The organism is Bariatricus sp. HCP28S3_A4, from assembly GCF_052066395.1.
In the GTDB taxonomy this organism is placed as follows: Bacteria; Bacillota; Clostridia; order Lachnospirales; family Lachnospiraceae; genus Allocoprococcus.
The window spans coordinates 1-23,076 of sequence record NZ_JBQHSE010000029.1; the positions used below are offsets into that span (position 1 = coordinate 1).

General features: G+C 44.1%; 19 protein-coding genes and 1 pseudogene. 5 read left to right on the top strand and 15 right to left on the bottom strand.

Features of this window, described 5'->3' with window-relative positions:
* Nucleotides 1-132: 132 nt before the first annotated feature.
* From ACTNBF_RS13120 to ACTNBF_RS13140, 5 genes and pseudogenes are all read right to left on the bottom strand, one after another.
* Nucleotides 133-1,047: pseudogene (locus tag ACTNBF_RS13120) on the bottom strand (S8 family peptidase); the annotation flags it as partial.
* A gap of 91 nt (nt 1,048-1,138) precedes the next feature.
* Nucleotides 1,139-1,807 (bottom strand): retron system putative HNH endonuclease, encoded by a 669-nt coding sequence (locus tag ACTNBF_RS13125; RefSeq protein WP_427820172.1) that lies wholly within the window; start codon nt 1,805-1,807, stop codon nt 1,139-1,141.
* Complete coding sequence (locus ACTNBF_RS13130) at nt 1,791-3,137, bottom strand: AAA family ATPase (RefSeq protein ID WP_427820173.1); 1,347 nt, start codon at nt 3,135-3,137, stop codon at nt 1,791-1,793. The genes ACTNBF_RS13125 and ACTNBF_RS13130 overlap by 17 nt, the downstream gene beginning before the upstream one ends.
* Nucleotides 3,138-3,218: 81 nt before the next feature.
* Nucleotides 3,219-4,799, bottom strand: coding sequence for a recombinase family protein (locus ACTNBF_RS13135; RefSeq protein ID WP_427820174.1), 1,581 nt, complete (start codon nt 4,797-4,799; stop codon nt 3,219-3,221).
* The gene (locus ACTNBF_RS13140; protein WP_441089437.1) at nt 4,799-5,701 is read right to left on the bottom strand and encodes a recombinase family protein; all 903 of its coding nucleotides are present in this window, start codon (nt 5,699-5,701) and stop codon (nt 4,799-4,801) included. The genes ACTNBF_RS13135 and ACTNBF_RS13140 overlap by 1 nt, the downstream gene beginning before the upstream one ends.
* 310 nt (nt 5,702-6,011) lie before the next feature.
* Between ACTNBF_RS13140 and ACTNBF_RS13145 the strand changes: the two genes are divergently transcribed.
* Genes ACTNBF_RS13145 through ACTNBF_RS13160 form a run of 4 tightly spaced genes read left to right on the top strand, consistent with a single transcriptional unit; the run spans nt 6,012 to nt 11,988 of the window.
* Nucleotides 6,012-6,926 (top strand): AraC family transcriptional regulator, encoded by a 915-nt coding sequence (locus ACTNBF_RS13145; protein ID WP_441089438.1) that lies wholly within the window; start codon nt 6,012-6,014, stop codon nt 6,924-6,926.
* On the top strand, nt 6,923-8,728 hold the full coding sequence (locus tag ACTNBF_RS13150) for an ABC transporter ATP-binding protein (RefSeq protein WP_427820177.1): 1,806 nt from the start codon (nt 6,923-6,925) through the stop codon (nt 8,726-8,728). Before ACTNBF_RS13145 ends, ACTNBF_RS13150 begins: the two co-directional genes overlap by 4 nt.
* Before the next feature lie 8 nt (nt 8,729-8,736).
* Complete coding sequence (locus ACTNBF_RS13155; protein WP_441089439.1) at nt 8,737-10,728, top strand: ABC transporter ATP-binding protein; 1,992 nt, start codon at nt 8,737-8,739, stop codon at nt 10,726-10,728.
* Between the two features lie 18 nt (nt 10,729-10,746).
* Nucleotides 10,747-11,988 carry an aminopeptidase P family protein gene (locus tag ACTNBF_RS13160; RefSeq protein WP_427820179.1) on the top strand — a complete coding sequence of 414 codons (1,242 nt, stop codon included), beginning with the start codon at nt 10,747-10,749 and terminating at the stop codon, nt 11,986-11,988.
* A gap of 63 nt (nt 11,989-12,051) precedes the next feature.
* Here ACTNBF_RS13160 and ACTNBF_RS13165 read toward each other — a convergent pair whose 3' ends face one another.
* The 10 genes from ACTNBF_RS13165 to ACTNBF_RS13210 form a co-directional block, all read right to left on the bottom strand.
* Nucleotides 12,052-13,065, bottom strand: a complete 1,014-nt coding sequence (locus ACTNBF_RS13165; RefSeq protein ID WP_441089440.1) for an asparaginase — start codon at nt 13,063-13,065, stop codon at nt 12,052-12,054.
* A gap of 142 nt (nt 13,066-13,207) precedes the next feature.
* The gene (locus ACTNBF_RS13170) at nt 13,208-14,260 is read right to left on the bottom strand and encodes a hypothetical protein (RefSeq protein ID WP_441026415.1); all 1,053 of its coding nucleotides are present in this window, start codon (nt 14,258-14,260) and stop codon (nt 13,208-13,210) included.
* Entirely contained in the window at nt 14,257-14,820 is a 564-nt protein-coding gene (locus tag ACTNBF_RS13175) for an RNA polymerase sigma factor (RefSeq protein WP_441026417.1), read from the bottom strand. The genes ACTNBF_RS13170 and ACTNBF_RS13175 overlap by 4 nt, the downstream gene beginning before the upstream one ends.
* A 207-nt stretch (nt 14,821-15,027) precedes the next feature.
* Nucleotides 15,028-15,606 (bottom strand): xanthine phosphoribosyltransferase, encoded by a 579-nt coding sequence (locus ACTNBF_RS13180; protein ID WP_441050270.1) that lies wholly within the window; start codon nt 15,604-15,606, stop codon nt 15,028-15,030.
* A gap of 66 nt (nt 15,607-15,672) precedes the next feature.
* A complete protein-coding gene (locus tag ACTNBF_RS13185; RefSeq protein WP_441050271.1) occupies nt 15,673-16,287 on the bottom strand; it encodes a nucleotidyltransferase family protein in 615 nt (204 codons plus the stop codon).
* Nucleotides 16,284-18,560, bottom strand: coding sequence for a xanthine dehydrogenase family protein molybdopterin-binding subunit (locus ACTNBF_RS13190; protein ID WP_441089441.1), 2,277 nt, complete (start codon nt 18,558-18,560; stop codon nt 16,284-16,286). The genes ACTNBF_RS13185 and ACTNBF_RS13190 overlap by 4 nt, the downstream gene beginning before the upstream one ends.
* Entirely contained in the window at nt 18,551-19,024 is a 474-nt protein-coding gene (locus ACTNBF_RS13195) for a (2Fe-2S)-binding protein (protein ID WP_427808324.1), read from the bottom strand. Before ACTNBF_RS13195 ends, ACTNBF_RS13190 begins: the two co-directional genes overlap by 10 nt.
* On the bottom strand, nt 19,014-19,835 hold the full coding sequence (locus ACTNBF_RS13200) for an FAD binding domain-containing protein (protein ID WP_441089442.1): 822 nt from the start codon (nt 19,833-19,835) through the stop codon (nt 19,014-19,016). The genes ACTNBF_RS13195 and ACTNBF_RS13200 overlap by 11 nt, the downstream gene beginning before the upstream one ends.
* A gap of 17 nt (nt 19,836-19,852) precedes the next feature.
* Nucleotides 19,853-20,554: a selenium cofactor biosynthesis protein YqeC gene (gene yqeC / locus ACTNBF_RS13205; RefSeq protein ID WP_441089443.1), complete on the bottom strand. Its 702-nt coding sequence runs from the start codon at nt 20,552-20,554 to the stop codon at nt 19,853-19,855.
* Nucleotides 20,526-21,161, bottom strand: a complete 636-nt coding sequence (locus tag ACTNBF_RS13210) for an endonuclease III domain-containing protein (RefSeq protein ID WP_441026428.1) — start codon at nt 21,159-21,161, stop codon at nt 20,526-20,528. Before ACTNBF_RS13210 ends, yqeC begins: the two co-directional genes overlap by 29 nt.
* Nucleotides 21,162-21,439: 278 nt before the next feature.
* On the opposite strand from ACTNBF_RS13210, the gene pckA reads away from it, so the two are divergent.
* A complete protein-coding gene (pckA, locus tag ACTNBF_RS13215) occupies nt 21,440-23,044 on the top strand; it encodes a phosphoenolpyruvate carboxykinase (ATP) (RefSeq protein WP_427808318.1) in 1,605 nt (534 codons plus the stop codon).
* Nucleotides 23,045-23,076: the final 32 nt, after the last annotated feature.

Consider the following 23,076-nt stretch of genomic DNA (forward strand, 5'->3'; position numbering starts at 1 on the left):
AAAGATAAATTCGACAACAATAAATCCATAAATTCGACGGCAAAATATTACATATCTAATTCTTAATCAGAAGGATTCAGCCTTCATAGACACAAAACTATTTACGCCCTCTGTTATTATAAATATAACATTTTAATCTGGCAGGCTTCTCTCCAAACAGAGTCGTCCATATCCCACCTCACGGTTCGGATACTTTCCAAATCCCGGCAACTCTCTCGCCCCGCGCCGGAGATACGCCTTCACCTTCTCCCCATACAAAAACGGATCATTTCCTCTTACGATCCCCCATTCCATCAAAAGTGCCGATGCTCCTGTCACAAACGGCGTTGCGAAAGAAGTTCCACTCACCACTGTCACCCCTCCGCCAACTGCTGTCGTCCTTACGTTCACTCCCGGTGCCACAAGATCCGGTTTCGTCCTTTCATCCTGCCAGGTATATCCTCTTCCTGAAAAAGATGCATAGGAAAAAGTAAGCACATCATACGCCCCCACCGATATCACTTTATCTGCAGTCGAAGGAATCGTTAAGGTCACTTCTTCATCCGGATACAAAAATCCTGTCCCCCGGTTCAATACATTCTCACTTGGCAACCACAGATCATACTGCCCTTCCACAACCCTTGTCGGATTCAAAATGATCTGCCAGACTCCCGACGTAATATAATCTGTCACCGGAATCATATCAATATAAATCTCCTGCGCGACATTATACGGGCTCGGTTTTCCATAATATAATAAAATCTCCGTTTCCCCGATCCGGAATCTCTGCGAACCGAGAACAGATTGTATTGGACCGATCCGCGTCCCCGCAGGAGATACAAATGAAATTTCCACTTCGTCCGTATACGCTTTCCAGATCTGAATATTCAATGTTGGTTCATCTGCCTGTACTGCGAGCTGTATTCTTTCTTCTTTTCTTTTCTGCAGCACTCCAGAAGTATGCCCGGCACTTGCCGCTTCATTTCCGGTCCCCACACAGATCACACTCTTCCAGAAATTCGACAGATCATCAATATACCGTTCTACCAGACTCCTGCCGTCATGTGTTCATTATAACTAGGGGAACATTTTTCATAAAAAATCTCAGAAGCAAGCCATGTTCCGTCTACTTCTGAGATAATATTAGAATTTAATATTTTTATAACATTTCTTCCAGACAATCTATAATAGCCTTACAATATGGTACATAAGCTCCATTATCTTTATTAGAATAATATTCTATGAAGCTTCTTATTTCTTCTTCTGAATATTCTTCAGCATCAAATACCTCCGAAGCTTCTAGCGCCTGACGCCTGTCCCTTTCAAGATGGTAGCTGTCTAATCCTAAATTATGTATCATTTCCTGTGCAATATTTTCTGTTGTCCTTCCTCTTACACTGTTAATTTTTCCATTTAGAGAATACTTAAACGCTTTTTCCACTTCCATATCCGTTGGAGAAAGCATATCCTTTCTCCACCAGTCATTTTTCCTATGTCCGCAATGATCCTCATCTTCTCTAATTGTTTCTTCTCCATTACATGAAGCAAACAAATTATCATATTGCAAATCTTTATCCTCAAAAGAATCTTTTGGCAAAAAATGTTCAATATGAGACGAATCTGTTGTTATTTTTCTCATACAATAGCAACATATTTTCCCCTGTTCATCTACAAGGCATTCTCTTAATTTTCGTCTTCGATTTACTCCATCTATATCATCTGTCGAAAAATCATTTTTATAATGAGGTTCTCTGTTATTTTCCATTTTAAAATTTTTCTTCCAATCCTCAAACCATTGCGGAGACTCTTGTTTATTTATTTTTTTCATGTCGTCGCCCCCTGGATATCAGAATTCTCGCTTTAGCAACACCTTCCGCATATCCATTAGATTTTTCGTCTAATATATCAGCCAATTTCTCCGCTTCATCAAATTTCTTTTTTTCAATGAGCAAATACATTTCATCAAGCATTCTTTTAATATCTTGGTTTACAGAAGCAGTATTCATTACTTCTTCTAAGATCACATTGGTATCCCATCCCATAAATGATTTATATGATTTTAAAGCTATTTTCTGTCCCTCTTTAAACATATAAAACAACTTAAATGTATCATCTACTTCTCCAAGAATTTGTGGAGAATGTGTTGTAATTATAAACTGTATATTGGGGAACGTCTTCTTCAAAACACTGAGCACCTTACGCTGCCATGATGTATGCATATGCAAATCTAATTCATCAATCAATACTACTCCTATTCCTTCCAATGGATTCTCTCTTTCCGGATTCGCTAATGCCATTCTCCGTGCCAAATCACCAAATAATGCTATCGTACATTTTTCCCCATCAGATAACTGGTTTATTGTTAAATACTTTCCATCTTTTCTCACTTTCATTGCTAATGGCTTTCTATCAATATGAATGTCTTCAAATCCATCCAACATAGCCAACATAGCCTGTTTTACTGCAGATAAGCTTTTATCTTCATACTTTGAATTTTCTCTTACCTTGGCTTGATTTTCTATATCTTCCTGATTTCTAAACCACTTAAATAAATTTCTAAAATCTATTGTACTCTCAATTGCTTTGTCAAATGCGTCTAATTTTACAAATTGCTCTTTAGATGCTCTTACAGGAACATCCAATACAATCCTATTAACACCATAATTAACAAAAACCGGCATATTCTTATTATCAATCTCCTCGATCCAGTTTCCATTACCATCATCATGACCTTTTACAAGATAAGAATCTTCAAATTTTTCTACTAACAATTTTAATTCGGCTATATTGTGTTTTTTTCCAGTTGCTCTATCGATAGAGCGACTATATTTCATTTCTGCTCCATCTTCAAAAGAAAATACTGCCTCAATATTTGCCTTTGATTTTCCATAACTAATATCGTCATAATCCAATTCTGTAGATCTTTTTTTGCCAGTTCCTATAAGTTTGGCAATAATATTTGCATATATTAAATCAACAGCTCGAAGAATTGTAGATTTCCCAACACCATTTATTCCAAAGAAAACTGTTGTTTTTTCATCCAAAACAATTGTTAGCTTCTCAATTCCTCTAAAATTTTGCAGTGTAATTGATTTAAGTTTCATATTCCATCTCCTTGCATTAACATATCCCTTAACTAAATATGTTGCTCCAATCATAATCCTATATAATTTCTTTATTAACAGAAATTATACAATAAATACCTTGCCATCTCAAGATTCACCACAACTTTTTCTTTTTTATATTCTATCCATATAAGGAGACTGATACTTAAATACGATATCAATGCTTTTATCCCCATTCACAACAATCTTCTCAATCAACTCTGTTACGATTTCTCTTGTTACCTCAGATAATGTTCCATACTTGATAAATTTCTCTATCCAGTTTTCATAAGATTCCTCTGCTTCTCCAAAGCTGTTTTTCTCCTGCTCTGTCAGCTGAATTTTCTCTCTGATTGCCTTATCCTGTTGTTCATATTCTGCCTTGTAGGAGAGATATTCTTCTTTGTCCAGAACACCATCCACATAATTCTCATACGTCTTCTTTTTATATTTCTGAACAACTGCAAGTTCTTTTTGCAGTCGTTCTATCTGCTGGTCTGCCTCCACTGCACGTCTTTGCACCTCCTTTCTGCGATCTGCTGCCTTTAATATTTCATCCTTATCACTTTCTTTCAGTGCCAGTTCCGCCTGCCTCTGGATTTCATTTATTACAATGGAATCCAGTATCTCCTTCTTAATAAAATGAGAATGACAAATCGTATTTCCCTTTTTATGATAAGTTCCACACTCATAACCATCCCTGCAGGTAACTCGCTGAAGATTATATCCACAATCCCCACAGACAAGAATTCCCGCGTATGGATTCACCTTTCTCACTTCACTGTGAAAGCCCGGTGTTCTTGTTCTTTTCTTCATATTTTCCTGTACCTGTTCAAAGATATCTTTACTGATAATTGCTTCATGCATTCCCTCTACGATATATTGTTGTTCCTCTGGAATGTAATAATATTTCTCCACTTTATATGATATTTTTTCTGACTTATGCTGTACCATAGCACCTGTATAAACTCTGTTTCGTAAAATCACATTGATCGTAGGATATGCCCAGCCTTTTCCACCGGATTTTTCCAAAGCGTTCGTATAGTTCAATCCCTGAACCTTTCTTTTATACTCTGATGGTGTCATAACACCTTCCTGATTCAGCTTTTTTGCAATACCATCTCTGGAGTATCCCTCCAGACTCATATAAAAGATTCTCCGAACTACCTTGGCAGCTTCTTCATCAATAAGAAAACGATGCTTATCTGCCGGATCTTTCATATAGCCATACGGTGCAAAGCCTGACATAAACTGCCCACGTTTTTTCTGTGCAGAGAGCGCTCCTCTGATCTTCTTGGATATATCACGACTGTACATATCATTAAACAGCGTCTTAAACTGTGCCAGTTCTTCATTACTGTGATGAACAGAATCCACACCATCCAGAATTGCAATATATCGGACTCCCAACGATGGAAAAACACGTTCTATATAATTACTTGTCTCAATATGCTCACGTCCAAGACGGGAAATATCTTTTGTAATCACACCCTGTATTTTTCCTTTGTAAATATCTTCCATCATCCGCTGAAATTCCGGTCTGTTTGCAAAATAAAGTCCGGAATAACCATCATCAATATAAATATCAGCGATTTCCAAATCATTTGACTTACCTACATATTCTCGAATCAACTTCATCTGATTCTCAATACTCTCACTGATTTTATTCTCCCCGTCCTCCTTTGACAGACGACAATATGCAGCCATCTGATACATCACATCACCCCATCTTTCTGTATTGTTACATCCACTGAATTATTCTCCGAAGCAAACTTAAAATAAATGTCTAACTTCTGATCCGGATAAACATAAATTTTATCAATCAGTTCTTCAAGTACTTCTCTGGTCAACTGTTTTACCGTCAGTTTTCTCCGTCTAAAATTGTTCAGCCATACCTTTGTCGTATTCACAGCAGTCTGCTGTTCCTGTTCTTCCTGCTTCAGCTTTTCCAGTTCTTTCTGATATTGTTGATTCTCATTTTCATACATCTGCTTTAATTCCAGAAATTCTTCCTTGGAAAGAATTTCATCCATGAGTTGTTCATATGCCCGTTTCCTGTATTCTATATTTCGCTCTATTTTTGCCTGCAAACGGGTAATTTTACTATCTACTTCCGGCTTTCTTTGCACAATCTCAGTTTCCAGATTTTTCAGATCTGTGCACATTTGTTTCAACTGTTGATTGATAGCAAATACCACTAATTCATCCAGTTTTTCAAACGTAATATGATTCAGTTCACAGTAATTCTGCCCCATCTTTTGATGGAAACCGCACATATATCCATCATAACCATTATGTGATGCCAGATATCTCTTACGCATAGCGGTTTTGCATTTTCCACAAAACAGTAATCCTACATACTTATGTGGTTCCTTATTTCTGTCAAAATACGGAATTCGTCGTTCCTGTCTGATCTGCTGAACTTGATCAAATTCTTCTTTGGAAACAATTGCTTCATGTGCATCCGGTACCAATTCCATTTCTTCCAATGGAATTACCTTTTTATATTTAAGTTTATAAGATGGTTTGTTATATTTTCTGATTACAACGGCACCGGTATAGATCGGATTCTTCAGAATCCCACGCACAGTAGCCGGTGTCCATAATCCTTTACCCACGTCCCAGGCATAACCGTTTTTTAAAAATTCATAGGGATAATAAATACATTCAGACCAACTGCGTAGATCAGACAGCCCACTATGATCCAGACAACCTGCATTCCCCTCTTCTGGGGCAAAAAATTGTTCATACTTTTTCTTTCCTCCTTGCTTCCGTTTTGATACCAGATATTTCATAACTTTTCCATACATTCTATATTTGCTTTTTTTGTACAGTTATTTTATAATTGTATTATATTTGCAGAATCATTTTATTTCAGTCACCATTTGAGCGAAAATCATCACTATTTTAGCTATTTAAGGAGAAATTATGAAAACTTCAAGCAAATGTGATTTTCCCGTTGACCAGACTACACGCCAGGAAACCCGCCATCATGGAGACTCCAGCCTGCCGATTGGTATATATTGCCAGCACACCAGTGAATACCGACTGGGTTATGCCCCCTGGCACTGGCACAAAGAGGCAGAGCTTTATTTTGTAACAGAAGGTTCCGCACGAGTCATCACAACAGAGGGTGAGACGGTTCTCCATGAGACGGAAGGGTGTTTCATCAACTCGAACTGTCTGCATTCCATGCGCCCGCATGAATGTGACGACGTGATATACCATTCTGTCGTTTTTGACCCGTTTATCATTTCCAGCAGTATTTCCATGCTATTTGATGAAAAATATATTTACCCTCTTTTGAGGAGTAAGCAGGTCTCTTCGATCATAATCGATTCTGACTGTCCGCTTCACAGTTTTATCTACGAAAAAATCAGCCAGATCGTATTTCTTAATAAAAAGCAGACATTCGGCTACGAAATTATTCTTCGGAATTCTCTTTCGGAGATCTGGTTCCAGCTTCTGAATCTTGCAGACGAAAAAATGAAGAATCCGCCCCGCGGAGCCGGTCTGGAGCAGACGCGTATCCATGCCATGCTGACCTATATTCACGAACACTATACTTCGGATCTGACCTCAGAACAGATTGCCGCAGCGGCCTCTGTCAGCGTAAGTGAATGCTGCCGCTGTTTTCAGCGCTGTCTGAAACAGTCCCCCTTCGATTATCTGATTGAATACCGCGTTCGCCAGGCAGCCGGTATGCTGCTGGATACGGATAAACCTATTTCCGAGATCTGCATGGAAACCGGGTTCAACAGCACCAGTTACTTTAGCAATAAGTTTAAAAGCATTATCGGACAATCCCCGCGCGACTACCGAAAAACGAAAGGAGTATTATGAGATCCTTTACATTCATACTTCAATACGTGAAAAAGCATAAGCTGAAATACTTTTTCGGCATCCTGACTTTGTTTGTTGTTGATTTCGCAGGTCTGTTCATTCCAAGACTGACGGGCGAAATCACCGATGGTCTGACTACCCATTCATTGGACTGGAGCAAAGTCAAATCCTATCTGATATTCATTTTTCTGACAGGTTCAATCATTGCTCTCGGCCGCTTTCTATGGCGTTATTTTCTCTTCGGTGCCTCCCGCTCGATTGAGAAAGAACTGAGAAATGATATGTTCGCCCATCTGGAAAAAATGAGTGTGGAATACTACAACGAACATAAGACCGGTGACCTGATGACGCGTTTCACCAGCGACCTGAATGCCATCCGTATGGCGATCGGCCCTGCCGTTATCTGTGTATTTGATGCATCCGTCATGACGGTCATGGTCATTTTCCAGATGATGCGTTATGTCAATATCAAGCTGACACTGATTGCGATTATTCCCATGTTCCTGATCTGTCTCGGTGATCTCTATTATGGTAAGCTCATCCATGCCCGCTACCTGCGGCGCCAGGAAGCCCTTTCTGATCTGACAGACTTTGTTCAGGAAAGTTTTTCCGGCGTCCGTGTAATCAAAGCATTCGTGCGTGAGCGCTCACAGATCCGTGACTTTGCCCGGGCTAACACAACTGCCATGAACTATAATCTGAATATGGCAAAACTCATTTCATTTGTTATGCCTCTTCTGGATGTAGTTATCGGACTTTCAAGTCTGGCGACCTTGCTTTACGGCGGTTACCTGGCGCTGATCGGAGAAATCACTCTCGGCCGGTTCGTTGCTTTCAACCAGTACATCAATATGCTGGTCTGGCCGATGATTGCCTGCGGAGACGCGGTAAATATGTTTTCCCAGGGCGCTGCTTCCATCCGGCGCGTTCAGGAAATCTTTGATGAACAGCCGGAAATTACTGACTCAGAAAATGTGGAAGAGATCGATCATATTAAAGGCGAGATCACCTTCTCTCATCTGACATTTGTCCACCGCGGCCATACGGAACCGACTTTAAAAGACATCTGTCTGCATATCTCTGCCGGCACCACACTTGCTGTCATCGGGCGGACGGGAAACGGGAAATCCACATTGGTCAATCTGCTTCTGCGGCTGTATAATACAGATCCGGGAATGATCTTGATTGACGGCAGAGATATCAATACCATCCCTCTGCATGTCCTGCGTGAAAATATTGCCTATGTCCCACAGGACAATTTTCTATTTTCAGACACACTGAAATCCAATATTGCCTTCGGCGCCCAGCGTGAAGATATGGATGCCATCATTCAGGCAACCATGTCCGCCTGCATCCATGAAAGTATTGTCACGTTTCCGGACGGATACGATACGATTGTAGGCGAACGGGGAGTCACACTTTCCGGTGGTCAGAAGCAGCGAAGTTCTATTGCCCGTGCACTTCTGAAAGATGCCCCGATTCTGATCCTCGATGATGCATTGTCCGCCGTTGATACAGATACGGAAGAACATATTCTTCAGAATCTGCGGGTTAACCGTGCCGGCAAGACCACGATCCTCATCGCGCACCGCATTTCAACGATCCAGCATGCAGATGTGATCCTGGTTCTAGACGATGGCGAGGCACATGAAATCGGCAATCATGCAGAACTCATGAAGCAGAACGGGATCTACCGTGAGATGTTCGAACAGCAGCAGCTCGAAGCGCTGCAGGGAGAGATTTCCGATTCTTTTTCGAAACAGAATAATACATTTGACAGACCATTTTCCAGAAAGGAGTGAACGACAGAATGAAGCGACTTTTATCTTATCTTAAGCCTCACAAATTAGTCATGACCGCAGCCACGGTTCTTGTTTTGTTCATTATTGTCGTAGAGCTCTACAGACCGATCATCATCGGTGATGCGATCGACAATTTTATCAATGGCTATTACCGCCCATATGTGCTGGCAAATGAAGATGACCGCGAAGTAATTACCTGGAACGGTCTGAATTTGACACGGAAAACCGACGAAGAGCTCACTCTCCTTCCGGAAAGCACCGAATGCTACCAGATTTTCCTGTATCATGATTCCTACTATATGGCGGAAAGCATCACTCCGTCTGAATGCACCCGTCTTCGAGACGCAGATAATGAATATCTGGAAAACTATGTCCAAAACGGCGCTCCTTACCTTGGCCGGAAGGAGCTGAAGGAACTGCGTACTTATGACTTTGTCGGTATTCTGCGTGCTGCTCTCCTGTATTTACTCATGCTGTTGATCGGCTTTATACTGAACTACATGGATACCTGGATGCTTCAGAAAATGGGACAGAAGATCGTCTATCAGATGCGTGAAGAAGTATTTACCCATATACATAGTCTTTCACTGACCTTTTTTAATTCGACTCCTGTCGGGAAACTGGTAACAAGAGTATCGAATGATACCGAAGCCATTAACGAACTATTCTCCTCAATACTGGTAAAACTATTTAAGAATACTGTAAAGATCGTGGGATATGCAGTGGTGATGATTTCCATCGATGTCCGGATGGCTGGTCTGTCTTTTCTCCTCCTTCCGGTAGTGACATTTCTCACTTTCCTTTTCCAGATTCTTTCAAGGAAAGCTTACCAGATCACCCGCACGAAGATTACCGACCTGAACACATTCCTCTCGGAACATATTTCCGGCATGCGTCTGATACAGATTTTTGCGCGAGAGGAAGCTAAATACAAACAGTTCAAGGGAAAATCCCAGGAATTATTTGAGGCAAACTGGCGTGAAGTCATGATTTTCGCAATTTTCCGCCCCGCCATCTATCTGACTTCCATCCTTGCCATGGTCATCGTGATCGGAGGCGGCAGTTACGGGGTACTTCAGGGTACGCTTTCACTGGGTACACTGTTTATTTTTATCAGCTATATCAGTTCCTTCTTTGAACCGATCCAGGATCTGGCTGAACAGTTCGGTACTCTTCAGTCCTCTCTTGCTTCCGCTGAGAAAATATTTTCAGTACTGGATGTAAAGCCTGAGATTACAAGCCCTGCCTCTCCTGTTCCGGTTCAAATCAAGGGCCGTATCGAATTCCGTCATGTGTGGTTCGCATATGAGAAAGATGACTATGTGCTCAAAGATGTCAGCTTCGTCATCGAACCCGGACAGAAGATTGCCTTTGTCGGTGCCACGGGTGCCGGAAAAAGCTCCATTCTCAATCTAATCGGACGCTATTTCGATATTCAAAAAGGAGAAATCCTGATCGACGGCGTAAATATCCGCAATATCGACACAGATGTACTTCGCAGGGCTATCGGACAGGTGCAGCAGGACGTTTTCATTTTCACCGGAGACATCAAAAACAATATCTCTCTGAATAATGAGAATATTTCTCTTGACCAGATTAAACAAGCCGCTCAAACCGTCGGTGCAGATTCCTTTATCCAGAAACTCCCCGACGGCTATGACGAACCGGTTACCGAGCGCGGAAGCACACTTTCAGCCGGACAGCGGCAGCTCCTTTCCTTTGCGCGCACACTCGCTTATGATCCAACCATCCTCGTTCTGGATGAAGCGACTGCCAACATAGATACCGAGACGGAAAGCCTGATCACCAAAGCGTTAGAGCGCCTCATGGAAGGCCGCACTACCATCATGGTGGCCCATCGTCTCTCCACCATCCAGCATGCAGACAAGATCATCGTTATGCATCATGGAGAAATCCGCGAACAAGGCTCTCATCAGGAGCTTCTGCATAAAAACGGACTTTATCGGAAGCTTTATGATCTGCAGCTTGTTAATAACTAATATCAGGAGGACACAACAATGATTAACAAAGAATTTCATGCATCCAGGAGACAAAAATACGGCGATTTACTAAAAGATAATTCTATGGGATTTTTATTCGCTGGTGACCTCATCATGGATCGGGGGGATCTTGAATATCCCTTCACTCCGAACGCAAACTTCTACTATCTGACAGGTTTTGATCAGCCGAAGGCGATTCTTATGATAACGAAAATCCATAATCAGATCCATGAGACACTATTCATCGACCACCCGGATGAAACTGCCAGAAGATGGATGGGTGTTTTCTACACAAAAGAAAGTGTGAAGGAGGAAACCGGTATTGAAACTGTGGAATATCTGGAACGTTTCGAGTCTTCCATTCCTCTGTTCCGGAGCCCCGACCGAATCCAACATGTATATGTCGATATTGCGAACTGGGGTGGCCCCAATGAAACAACACCGGCACAGGCATTTGCGAAAAGGATCCTGGACTATGACCCGACTCTTACGCTGCACAATACCTTCCATGCACTTTCTCTGATACGTCAGGTTAAGACAAAGGAAGAAATCCAGCTTCACTGGAAAGCATGTGATATCACCACAAAAGGCGTAAATAACATGTTAAAAAATCTTCGTCCCGGTATGTATGAATATGAGATTGAAGCCTATTTTGATTTCATACTGAAATCCAGCCATGCCCGCCATGCCTTTACCACCATCGCAGCTTCCGGCAAAAATGCCTGCTGTATGCACTATGAACAGAATGACCGTCAGATGCAGGACGGGGATATGGTGCTGTTCGACCTAGGTGCCGAATGGGGATACTATGCTTCTGATGTGAGCCGTACCTTCCCGGTAAATGGTAAATTCACCCAGCAGCAAAAGGATCTCTACAACGTTGTTCTGAAGGGCCTGAACGCAGCCCTTGATGCCACAAAACCCGGTCAGAAAAAGAGTGAATTGCAGGAAATCAGCAAAAACGTTATGGCAGAAGAACTAATAAAACTTGGAATGATTGAAAAACCGGAAGAAATCTCCAAATACTATTTCCATGGTTCCGGTCACTATATCGGGCTTTATACCCACGATGTCGGAAATGATGACGAACTTTTGGAAGAAGATATGGTATTTACATTAGAACCGGGATTATACTTTGACGACCTGAATCTGGGGATCCGAATCGAAGATACACTGGTTGTGACCAAAGACGGTTACGAAGTAATGTCAGATGGGATTCCGAAAACAGTAGAAGAAATCGAGGCATTTATGGCAAGATAAGGGGATGACCGGGGAACGGGTACATAGACACAACTCGTGTCTATGTATTCGTCCCCGGTCACTTTAATTCGCGTTCCAGTCCACCATGCTCCCAATCTCCCCAAGCAGATTCGTCTGCATGATCCAGCGGATCTGCTCCGGATCATCAAACTGGCCAAGTGCCCACATCAGCTTCGTCACCGCAGCTTCCGAAGTCATATTTCCGGTCTCGATTGCACCGCAGTCGAGCACCTGTCTTCCTACTTCATACACTTTAAAGTCACTGCCTTCGTACATGCACTGACTGCCGACTGCGACCACCATTCCGTCTTCCACAGCTTTTCCGACTGCTTCTGTCATATTCCGCTTCCAGAACGGCAGTCCGCCGATACCAAAGGCTTCAATATACACGCCGCGGATCCCCATTTCTTTCAACTTGATAAAGATATCCGGTGAAATGCCCGGAAACAGCTTTAACAAAAAGACATCTGTACAGAATCTGTTCTGGAGAATGCAGGGTGCTCCGGTACGCTTCACTATCGACGGGTTGACCATCAGTCCGCTGCTGTTGATGCGCGCCGCGTACGGGTAATCGATGCTTTCAAATGCGTCAAAACTACGTGTCCGGACCTTACTTGCCCTTGTTCCCATAATGATCTTACGGTTGAATGCCACATATACTCCCGGTGTACCGCTTGCCGCCATATGAAGTGCAGCCCTGCAGTTCTCTGTCGCGTCTGCGATCGGATTCTCGATGGAAACCTGACTTCCCGTTAAGACCACCGGGATCTCCACATTCTGCAGAGCAAAAGACAGGGCGCTTGCCGTATATGCCAGTGTATCCGTGCCGTGAATGATCACAATCCCGTCATACTTTCTGCGGCGTTCATACACACATTGTGCAATCCTGCTCCATTCCTCCGGCTGCATATTAGAACTGTCCAGCATAAAAAGTTCTTCGTTTTCCACTTCAAAGCCATCTGTCAGCCCTGCAATTTTATTCAATATTTCATTACCGTGAAGTTCCGGCGTCAGTCCCTTTTCCCCATGAGACGAGGCCAGTGTTCCTCCGGTCCCCAGCATCAGAATTTTCTTCATGTAATTTCCTCTCTCCTTCATTTTCCTATACATCGGAAAGTATTATAACATAGTTCCGAAAATAAGGAAAGAATTGCATCTACAAGAAATCCTATCCGTCAGGTATACACATAAGTCTGTATATCGGGTGCAGAATTTCCGATTATATTTTGATTTCTTTGCCATCCGTCGTAATACTTTCCACTTCATCCGGATTCAGCGGTTCTCCCAGGACTCCGACTCCGTAATATCCCCTGAACTTATATCCGGCTGTTCCTCTTGAAGCTCCCCATGAATCTGTTACTGTAATTGCGATCGTTCTTCCGTCTTTCATCGTAATTTTTTCGATTTTCATTGCTTCCAGATTCCCGGTTGGCACATCCCAACTATCGGATGCAATGCTTCCCTCGATTCGAATTCCGAGCGGCGTGATTTCAACGGTTGTGAGATAACCTGCCGCCTCACCCACCTGCACCTTCTCGTGCATTTTTGCCTTTTTTATCACTGTCCGATAATCAAATTTCCACTCCAGATCCCAACAACCACTAAATACCAGCTCTTTTGGGGGTGCATCGTCATTTTCTCCCATTCCCAAATCATGATAATAATAGAGATTCTCAAAAGTAAGGGCCACTTTACTTCTGTCGATATTCTTCGTACCTGAAATTTCCAACAGAAAAAGCAGTTTCCCATCCTCCACCTGGGACTGCAGAACAGAACTGCGGTCCAAAGCTCCCTGGAAATAATTTGTTGTGACTTCCAGATCAAAATCCTCCGCCATAAAATAATCTGTTTCCGGGTCAAAATCTTCCGGGACTTCGTAGTCCGTATCGATCCGTATATAAGCCGCGTTCTTATCTCCGATCGAAGACGACGCGGTAAATGTAATCTCTTTTTGCTCCCCGATGAGCAGATCCCTGCCACTGCAGGTGTCCGATTCTCCGATCAGAACGGTTCCGTCCTCAAGCTGCGTGGTATCCGCATCGCGGATTCCCATAAAATCCAGGATTGCCCGGTCCCGGGCGTGCCGTACCCCCGCAGACACAGCCATAACTCCCAGTGCCAGAACCAGCGTAGCCGCCAGAAGAACGACCACCAACTTCTTCGGATTCATTCTCCTTAGGGTCTTTCTGCCCGTTTCACCGAATCCCGCACTTTCCATAATAAGATCCTCATCCAAATATTCCAACAAATCCAGCATTTCTTCACCTTTCATACCTCATACCCCTCCTTTTCCAGAAACTGTTTCATTTTACCTCTCACACGGAACAATATGGATTTGACCGTGTTTTCCGGGCAGGCAAATTCCTCCGCAATTTGCGCCACCGAATCCGCATACCAGTAACGCCGCACGAACATGTTCCGTTGCTGTTCCGGAAGGCTTCGGAGAAATTCACTGACAACTCTCCCAAATTCATTTCCGTCAATCACAGTCTGCATGTTACGCTTCCTGTCCGGAATGCACTGCTCCAGTTCGCCGGAAAGCTCCACGATAACCGCGTTCCGTTTTTGACGGTTCTTTTTCCGGCAGACATCCAGCGAAAGATGTCGGATGATCTTCGCCAGAAATGCAAAGAAATACTCCCGCGGCTCATTTGGCGGTATCCGTTCCCACGCCTGAAGGTATGTGTCATTCTCACATTCCTTCGCGGTCTCCATATCCTGCAGAAGACGATTGGACAATACCAGAAGTCTGGATCCATATTTCTCACTGGTATGTCTGATCGCATCCGGCTCCCGTTTTAAATATAAATCGATAATCTCTCCATCCAGCATGGCTCTCCCCCCTGTCTTTTTCGACTGATTTATCATTCTGACCTTTCATTTCTAATAGCGTCATTTGCATCTCCCAGGTTGCATATGTAGTTAAAAAATTCGTGGATCTTTTTTCCGTATGCTTGACAGCAAAAAAAGATGTATCATTTTTCCAAACGATACATCTTTTTTCAGCGAGTTATCAAACATCGACCTTACAGCCGCTCCTTATTCTCTAAATACGATCTCTCCCGTTTTTTCATCCATACTCTCGACAATGGCCAGTGATTCCAGATGAATTCCCTTCGAACGGATCAGATCTCCGCCTGTCTGGAATCCCTTTTCAATCACGATACCGGCTCCGACTAAAGTTGCCCCGGAATCTTCGATCAATTGGGTCAGCCCTTCCAGCGCTTTGCCGTTTGCAAGGAAATCATCAATAACGAGCACTTTATCTCCTTTTCCGAGAAATTCCTTTGCCACGATAATATCATAGACCCGTCCGTGGGTAAACGATTCAACCTTTGTTGTATAGACGTCTCCTGCAATATTCTTCGTCTGTGTCTTCTTTGCAAATACGACCGGTACCTGAAATACTTCTGCCACAACACAGGCAATTCCGATACCTGATGCTTCGATCGTCAGAATTTTATTAATCTCTTCTCCTTCGAACCGACGCTTGAATTCTTTGCCGATTTCATGGAAAAGCTGTACATCCATCTGGTGATTCAGAAAGCTATCCACTTTTAAGACGTTTCCCTCTTTAATTTTCCCGTCTTTCCGTATTCTGTCCTTTAATAATCTCATCTTTCCTGACCTCCGCTTGCTGCCGGTGTATCAATTGTACACTTGTAAAATCATTGTACTTAGTTTTCACAATAATTGCAAGCTGTTTATTGCTGCATTTTGATTTAATTCACTATCCCATATATCTACATCTTCCAGTTCCCGTTCATTGGAAATCTGAAAGAAAACAGCATCATCCCAGTGCTTCTTCAGTACCTTTTTGCCGCCACTGTCACCTTCCAGTTCAAGTAGCTCTGAAACATATTTCTGTGCAAACCAGACCGGGTTCCCTGTCCTCTCTTCACAGCAGACGCAGCCCAGTCCTTCCTCTCCGGATTTTTCCATATATTCAAGGAATTCTTCCGCCGTTTTCTCTGATAAATACGGCTGATCTGCTACAAAAAATACATATGCATCCATCGCACCGGCCGCTTCCAGCGCTTTTTTCACCGTCCACGATGCACCTTTGAAACTCTCAGGCGAAAACGCAGTCTTTACTCCGGATTTTCCGGCCTCTTCTATGATTTCCGGATACTGGGTAACGACCAGTAATTCCCACTCTGAATGTCTATTTTCAATCCTCTTCAACCGCTCCAGCAAATGCAGATACATTCGCTTTCCTTCGATCGGCCACAGGAGCTTATTTCCTTTGCCAAACCGGCGGCTGTTGCCAGCCGCCAGATAAATTAAAGCAACTTTCATTGTTTCATAATTCCCATCGCGATCTTCTCGCTTGTGATCGGCAGTTCACGGAACCAGAGGCCCGTCGCATTCGCAATTGCATGTGCCAGTGCCGGAGCCGGTGTATTGATTACAATTTCCCCGATGGATTTTGCTCCAAACGGACCGGTCGGCTCGTAACTTTCTTCAAATTCCACCCGGATTTTACCCATATCGAGCCGGGTCGGCAATTTGTACTGCATGAAAGACTGATTCATCATCTGTCCTTTTTCTGAGTACTGTATATTTTCATACAATGCCATTCCGATTCCCTGAACAAGTCCGCCCTCTGTCTGCACACGGGCGAGATTCGGATTGATCACGGTTCCGCAGTCCACAACAGCCACGTAATCCAGAATCTCCACATGTCCGGTCTCTTTGTCCAGTTCAATTTCTACCATACCGACCATAAACGGCGGCGGTGAAATCGGAGAACTGTGTGTTTCCGTCACCTGAAGTGCACATTCATTGCCGCACATGGATGATGTGCCGATCTCCTGCAGAGTTACGGTTTCTCCATTTTCCAGATTCTTTGCACGATGACCGTCAAATTCAATCTTATCCACGGTACAGTACAGCATCTCGGCTGCCCGTTCGCAGATCTTTATCTGCAGCTTTTCACATGCCTTCTCCACCGCTTTTCCTGTAACATATGTCGTACTGGACGCATAGGATCCGGAATCATACGGAGAAGTATCGGTATCTGCTCCCGATACGATGATATTTTCCATCTGACAATCCAGGCATTCTGCTGCCATCTGGGCCAGGATCGTATCGCAACCTGTTCCCATGTCTGCCGCACCGATCATCAGTGTATAGATTCCGTCCTCATTCAGTTTAATCGTTGCAGAACCGACATCAACACCCGAAATACCGGACCCCTGCATCGCCATACTGACACCGACACTTCGCACTTTGCCGTTTCCCATATCACGGCATGGGAATTTTTCATCCCATCCGATCATCTCTTTGGCTCTCAAAAGGCACCGGTCCAGTGCACAGCTCTTTGCCGTCTCGCCGTAATATGCCGGCATCGTCTGACCTTCACGAACCATATTTTTCAGGCGAAGCTCGACCGGATCCATCCCCAGTCTTCCCGCCAGTTCATTGACTGCACTCTCTACAGCAAAAATACCCTGAGTCGCTCCATATCCACGGTATGCTCCCGCTGACATGGTATTCGTATATACAACATCATAGGCGAAACGATGTGCCTCAAGAGAACCGTATAATGGAATGGATTTATGGCCGGACAGTCCTACGGTCGTAGGGCCATGTTCTCCGTAAGCCCCCGTATTGGATAACGTATATACATCAATCGCCCGAATTCTTCCGTCTTTGTCTGCCCCGATTTTCACAGAAACTTCCATCTCATGTCTCGGAGAGGATGCCGTCTGTGATTCTTCCCGGGTAAAAATCATCTTGGATGCCTTCCCGGTCTTCCAGGTAACAAATGCAGGGAAAATCTCCGCCACCACCGTCTGTTTTGCTCCGAATCCGCCACCGATTCTTGGCTTCATCACACGAATCTTTGATTTCGGTATTCCCAGTGCATTAGAGAGGATTCTGCGCGCATGGAATACGATCTGGGTAGAACTGAACACATTCAATCTTCCGTATGTATCCATATAGCATACCGTCCGAAATGTTTCCATCATTGCCTGCTGATTCGCCAGAGTATGATAGGTCTCTTCCACCACAACATCGCAATCAGCAAGCACCTGATCAACATCTCCGTGATCGCTGCTTTCACATGCGCAGAGATTTCTCTTATTATCCGCACCGACCGGGCACAAGGATTTCCAGGTATCCTCCGGATGCACCAGAAGTTCATTGTCCTTTGCCTTACGGAAATCCAGAATCGCCGGCAGTACTTCATATTCCACTTTAATCATTCTGAGTGCCTGTTCCACACACTCCTCATTCGCTCCGGCAACTATCGCCACCGGGTCGCCCACATACCGCACATGTCTGTCAAGAATCAAGCGGTCATAAGGGCTGGGTTCCGGATAGGTCTGTCCAGCCATTGTAAATCTCTGCTGCGGCACATCTTCCCATGTATAAATATCTTCAATTCCCGGAACTCGCTTTGCAATATCTGTTTTTATATTCTTTACCATCGCGTTCGCGTGAGGACTTCTGAGTACCTTGACAACCAGACAGTCCTTCGGTGCCAGATCATCGGTAAATACCGGTTTCCCCTGAACCAGCGCCATGGCATCTTTTTTTCTGAACGGCTGACCAACTACCTGCATACGGCACCTCCCTGTTTCTTGTATTCTATAAATGCACGGATTCCTCTGAGCTGCCCTTCATATCCGGAGCAACGGCACAGATTCCCCGCCAGATATTCCCTGATTTCGTCATCTGTAGGAGCCGGATTCTCCCGGAACAGGGCTATTGCATTCATGATCATTCCCGGATTGCAGAATCCGCACTGCTCTGCCCCCTGATCTGCGATAAATGCGCCGAATTCAGCAGCTTCCTCCTGCAGTCCCTCCAGAGTCTGCACTGCATGTCCGTCCGCTCTTGCTGCAAGTACGGAACAGGAAAGCACCGGCTTTTCATCCAGAAATACGGTGCAAAGACCGCAATTGGAGGTCTCACATCCCCGTTTCACACTATAACATCCATGATTTCTCACAAAATCGATCAAAAGCAGATCCGGTTTGATATCTTCTGTCACTTTTTTCCCATTCAGCATCACACTAATCTGCATTTTGCCGCCCCCTTTCTTCCAGAAGTGCCAGGATTGCCCGTTTCAGCAGCACACCTGCCAAATGGCTCCGGTACTCGGCACTGGCACGCATATTACTTCCTGTAGGAATCTGTTCTGCCAATTCTTTCGCCATCTGCTCCGCCTCCAATTCTGTGCATCTTCCCTCTTCAATCGCCTTTTTCCATTCTTCTTTTAACGGAACGCAGATTGCTTTTGACGGTCTTGCTCCCACGACCGCTCTTGCCCCGCGATCATCCGCAGAAACAGCAACTGCCAGTACCGGAAAATCCGTCTTTACGTTTCTGTGTGAAAGATAGGCGTGAAGTCCCAGCTTCTTTTTCACGATCAGCCGCACCAGAATGTCGTTATCCTTCTCCATCTCCGCAAATTCTTCGAGCGGAATCACTCCGCCTTTATACAATTCAACATAGGTATCCAGAGCCAGAAAACAAGTCAGTACATCGGAAAATCCAAATCTTCCGAAAATGCTTCCCCCTACAGTCGCCAGATTCCGGAACTGTACACCTACGATCGGTTTCACGCTCTCTCTGACAATTCCATGACTCCATTCATTGAGTCCTTCATGGAGTTCAAGCTGACGCAGTGTAACCATACATCCGATCCGATATTCTACCTCATTTTCTTCAATCTGATCCAGCCCCAGTGCCGATAAGTCAATCGCTGTCTGAATCCTTGCATCGCTCATCTTCATCCAGAGCATTCCCCCGATGATCCGGTTCGTCTTTTTCTGGTTGAGCTGGTAAGCCTGCTCCAGACTTTCCGCCCTCACATACTCTTTGATTTTCAACATGTTCCAATTCCCTCCGTCTATAGGTATTTCTCCTCTATTTGATGCAGCGAAACCATACCGCCACATTCTTCACGCTTTTGCATGACCTCTCTCAGTTCTTTTCTTGTATCGTCTTCCAGCCTGTCTATCTGATTGATCAAATATCGATATTCGCAAACCACATTCTTCTTTTGTCCGTCCCTGCTGGTCAGCGCCTCGGCCATATGTACTACTTTAATCTGTTCATCCGGTTCACAACGAAAATATGCGCACGCAATATGGTATCTGTGGCACGCCTCTCTGAACGTTCTGCCGATCGCTCCTGCCCCTGCCACACCGATCACCATATCCGTCTTTGCCGGAATAACCGGCTCATGATCTGCCGGAAATTTCATCGGCAGCTGTCTGCTGCCATCTCCCTCCACCAGGACAATGTCATATTCTTTCAGCAATTCTCCCGGGAATTCTTCCGATATTCCTTTGATCTTTCCGTCTTCACACGGAATTCCAAGCGGACGAAAACAGTATCGCCCCTCCGCCTGCATATGCGTGGTCGTCGTAACAGCCACTTTGTATCCCGCATCGGTCAGTTCTCTGGCAAGAAGATAGATCAATGTAGTTTTCCCGCCTGCCCCAACAACAGTGATCATGCGATGCTTCTGCGGTACGATCCGAAGCAGGCCGGTCAGTTCTTTAACTTCCGCCTTCATTCTATACGCCAGCCTTTTTACAAATATCATTCAGGCAACATCTGTCACAATACGGTTTCGTACGTGCTGTACAGACATCCCGTCCATGAAACACAAGCCGGTGACAGAAATCGCTTCCTTCTTCCGGCGGAACAAGCTTCCAGAGTGCCATTTCTACTTTCTTCGGCTCCTTTATCCCGTCAACCAGACCGATTCTGTTTACCAGACGAATACAATGTGTATCCGTCACGATCGCCGGCTCACCGAACACATCCCCCATGATCAGATTGGCACTCTTTCTGCCCACTCCCGGCAGCTTCAAAATCTTGTCGAAGTCCTTTGGAATCTTTCCGCCGTACTCGTCTCTCAGCATTTTCATGCAGGCGCTGATATCCCTCGCCTTGCTCCGTCCCAGACCGCATGGCCGGACAATGGCTTCAATATCATCCACATCCGCTTCCGCAAGAGCTTCCACAGTCGGGTACTTTTTATACAGCCCTTCCACGACCACATTTACCCGGGCATCCGTACACTGCGCCGCAAGACGCACACTGACCAGAAGTTTCCAGGCCTCATCGTAATCCAACGTGCATCCTGCCTCCGGATATTCCTTCTTCAAACGCTCTATTACTTCTAATGTTAACTGTTTCTTTGTCATTTCTTCTGTAAACACCTCTTTCTGTGCCGATAAGTCAGGTCTCCCCGACTTCTTCATATCGACACATATATTGTTATTGTACCATTTCCTCTTAAATCAGTAAAGGAAAAGCCAATTACTTACAACATACAAAATCATACATCTGCCATTGATTTTTTTCGATATTTATGTATAATTATAGGGAAAGAAGTTGGATTTTCCACTTCTTTTATTGAATCTCGTAAACCCCTACATTTATTAAGGTAGGTATATTATTACTAGAAAAGAGGTTAAACGAAATGGCAGAAATCAATTTAAGCAAGTACGGAATTACCGGAACTACAGAAATCGTGTACAATCCTTCTTATGAGATGTTATTCGAAGAAGAGACCAAACCGGAACTTGAAGGATTTGAAAAAGGACAGGAAAGCGAACTTGGTGCAGTCAATGTAATGACAGGTGTTTATACCGGACGTTCTCCTAAAGACAAATTTATCGTAGTAGATGAGAATTCCAAAGACACTGTATGGTGGACAAGTGATGAATATAAGAATGATAACCACCCTGCAACCGAAGAAACATGGAACGCAGTTAAGGATATCGCAATCAAAGAACTTTCTGATAAGAGACTTTTTGTTGTAGATGCATTCTGCGGCGCTAACAAGGACACTCGCATGGCTATCCGTTTCATTATGGAAGTTGCATGGCAGGCTCATTTTGTTAAGAACATGTTCATCCGGCCTACAGAAGAAGAACTGAAAGATTTTGAGCCAGACTTCGTTGTATACAACGCTTCTAAGGCAAAAGTTGAAAATTATAAAGAATTAGGCCTGAATTCTGAGACCGCTGTTGTATTTAACATTACAAGCCGCGAGCAGGTTATCATTAATACATGGTACGGCGGAGAGATGAAGAAAGGTATGTTCTCTATGATGAACTACTATCTGCCGCTGAAGGGCATCGCTTCTATGCACTGCTCCGCAAACACAGATATGAACGGTGAGAACACAGCTATCTTCTTCGGTCTTTCCGGAACAGGTAAAACAACACTTTCCACAGATCCGAAACGTCTCCTCATCGGTGATGACGAACACGGCTGGGATGACAATGGCGTATTTAACTTTGAAGGCGGATGCTACGCTAAGGTTATCAACCTTGACAAAGAATCCGAGCCGGATATCTACAACGCAATCAGACGTGATGCACTTCTTGAGAACGTTACATTAGACGCAGAAGGAAAGATCGATTTCAACGATAAGAGCGTAACAGAAAATACTCGTGTATCTTATCCGATCAACCACATTGAAAATATCGTTCGTCCGGTTTCTTCCGCTCCTGCAGCCAAGAATGTAATCTTCCTGTCAGCAGATGCATTCGGTGTTCTTCCTCCGGTTTCTATTCTGACTCCAGAGCAGACACAGTACTACTTCCTGTCAGGATTCACAGCAAAACTTGCAGGTACAGAACGTGGAATCACAGAACCGACTCCAACCTTCTCAGCATGCTTCGGACAGGCATTCCTTGAACTGCATCCGACAAAATATGCAGAAGAACTTGTTAAGAAGATGGAAGTAAGCGGAGCAAAGGCATACCTGGTTAACACCGGATGGAACGGAACAGGTAAACGTATCTCTATCCGCGATACCCGTGGTATCATCGATGCAATCCTGAACGGAGATATCCTGAATGCTCCTACCAAGAAGATTCCGTACTTCAACTTCGAAGTACCGACAGAACTTCCGGGCGTAGACACAGGTATCCTTGATCCACGCGATACTTACGCTGATGCTGCTGAATGGGAAGCTAAGGCAAAAGATCTTGCTGAAAGATTTATTAAGAACTTCGCTAAATACGAAGGTAATGATGCAGGAAAAGCTCTTGTTCCGGCTGGTCCGCAGTTATAATTCATTCCAAATTCTACAAATGGGGCTGTCGC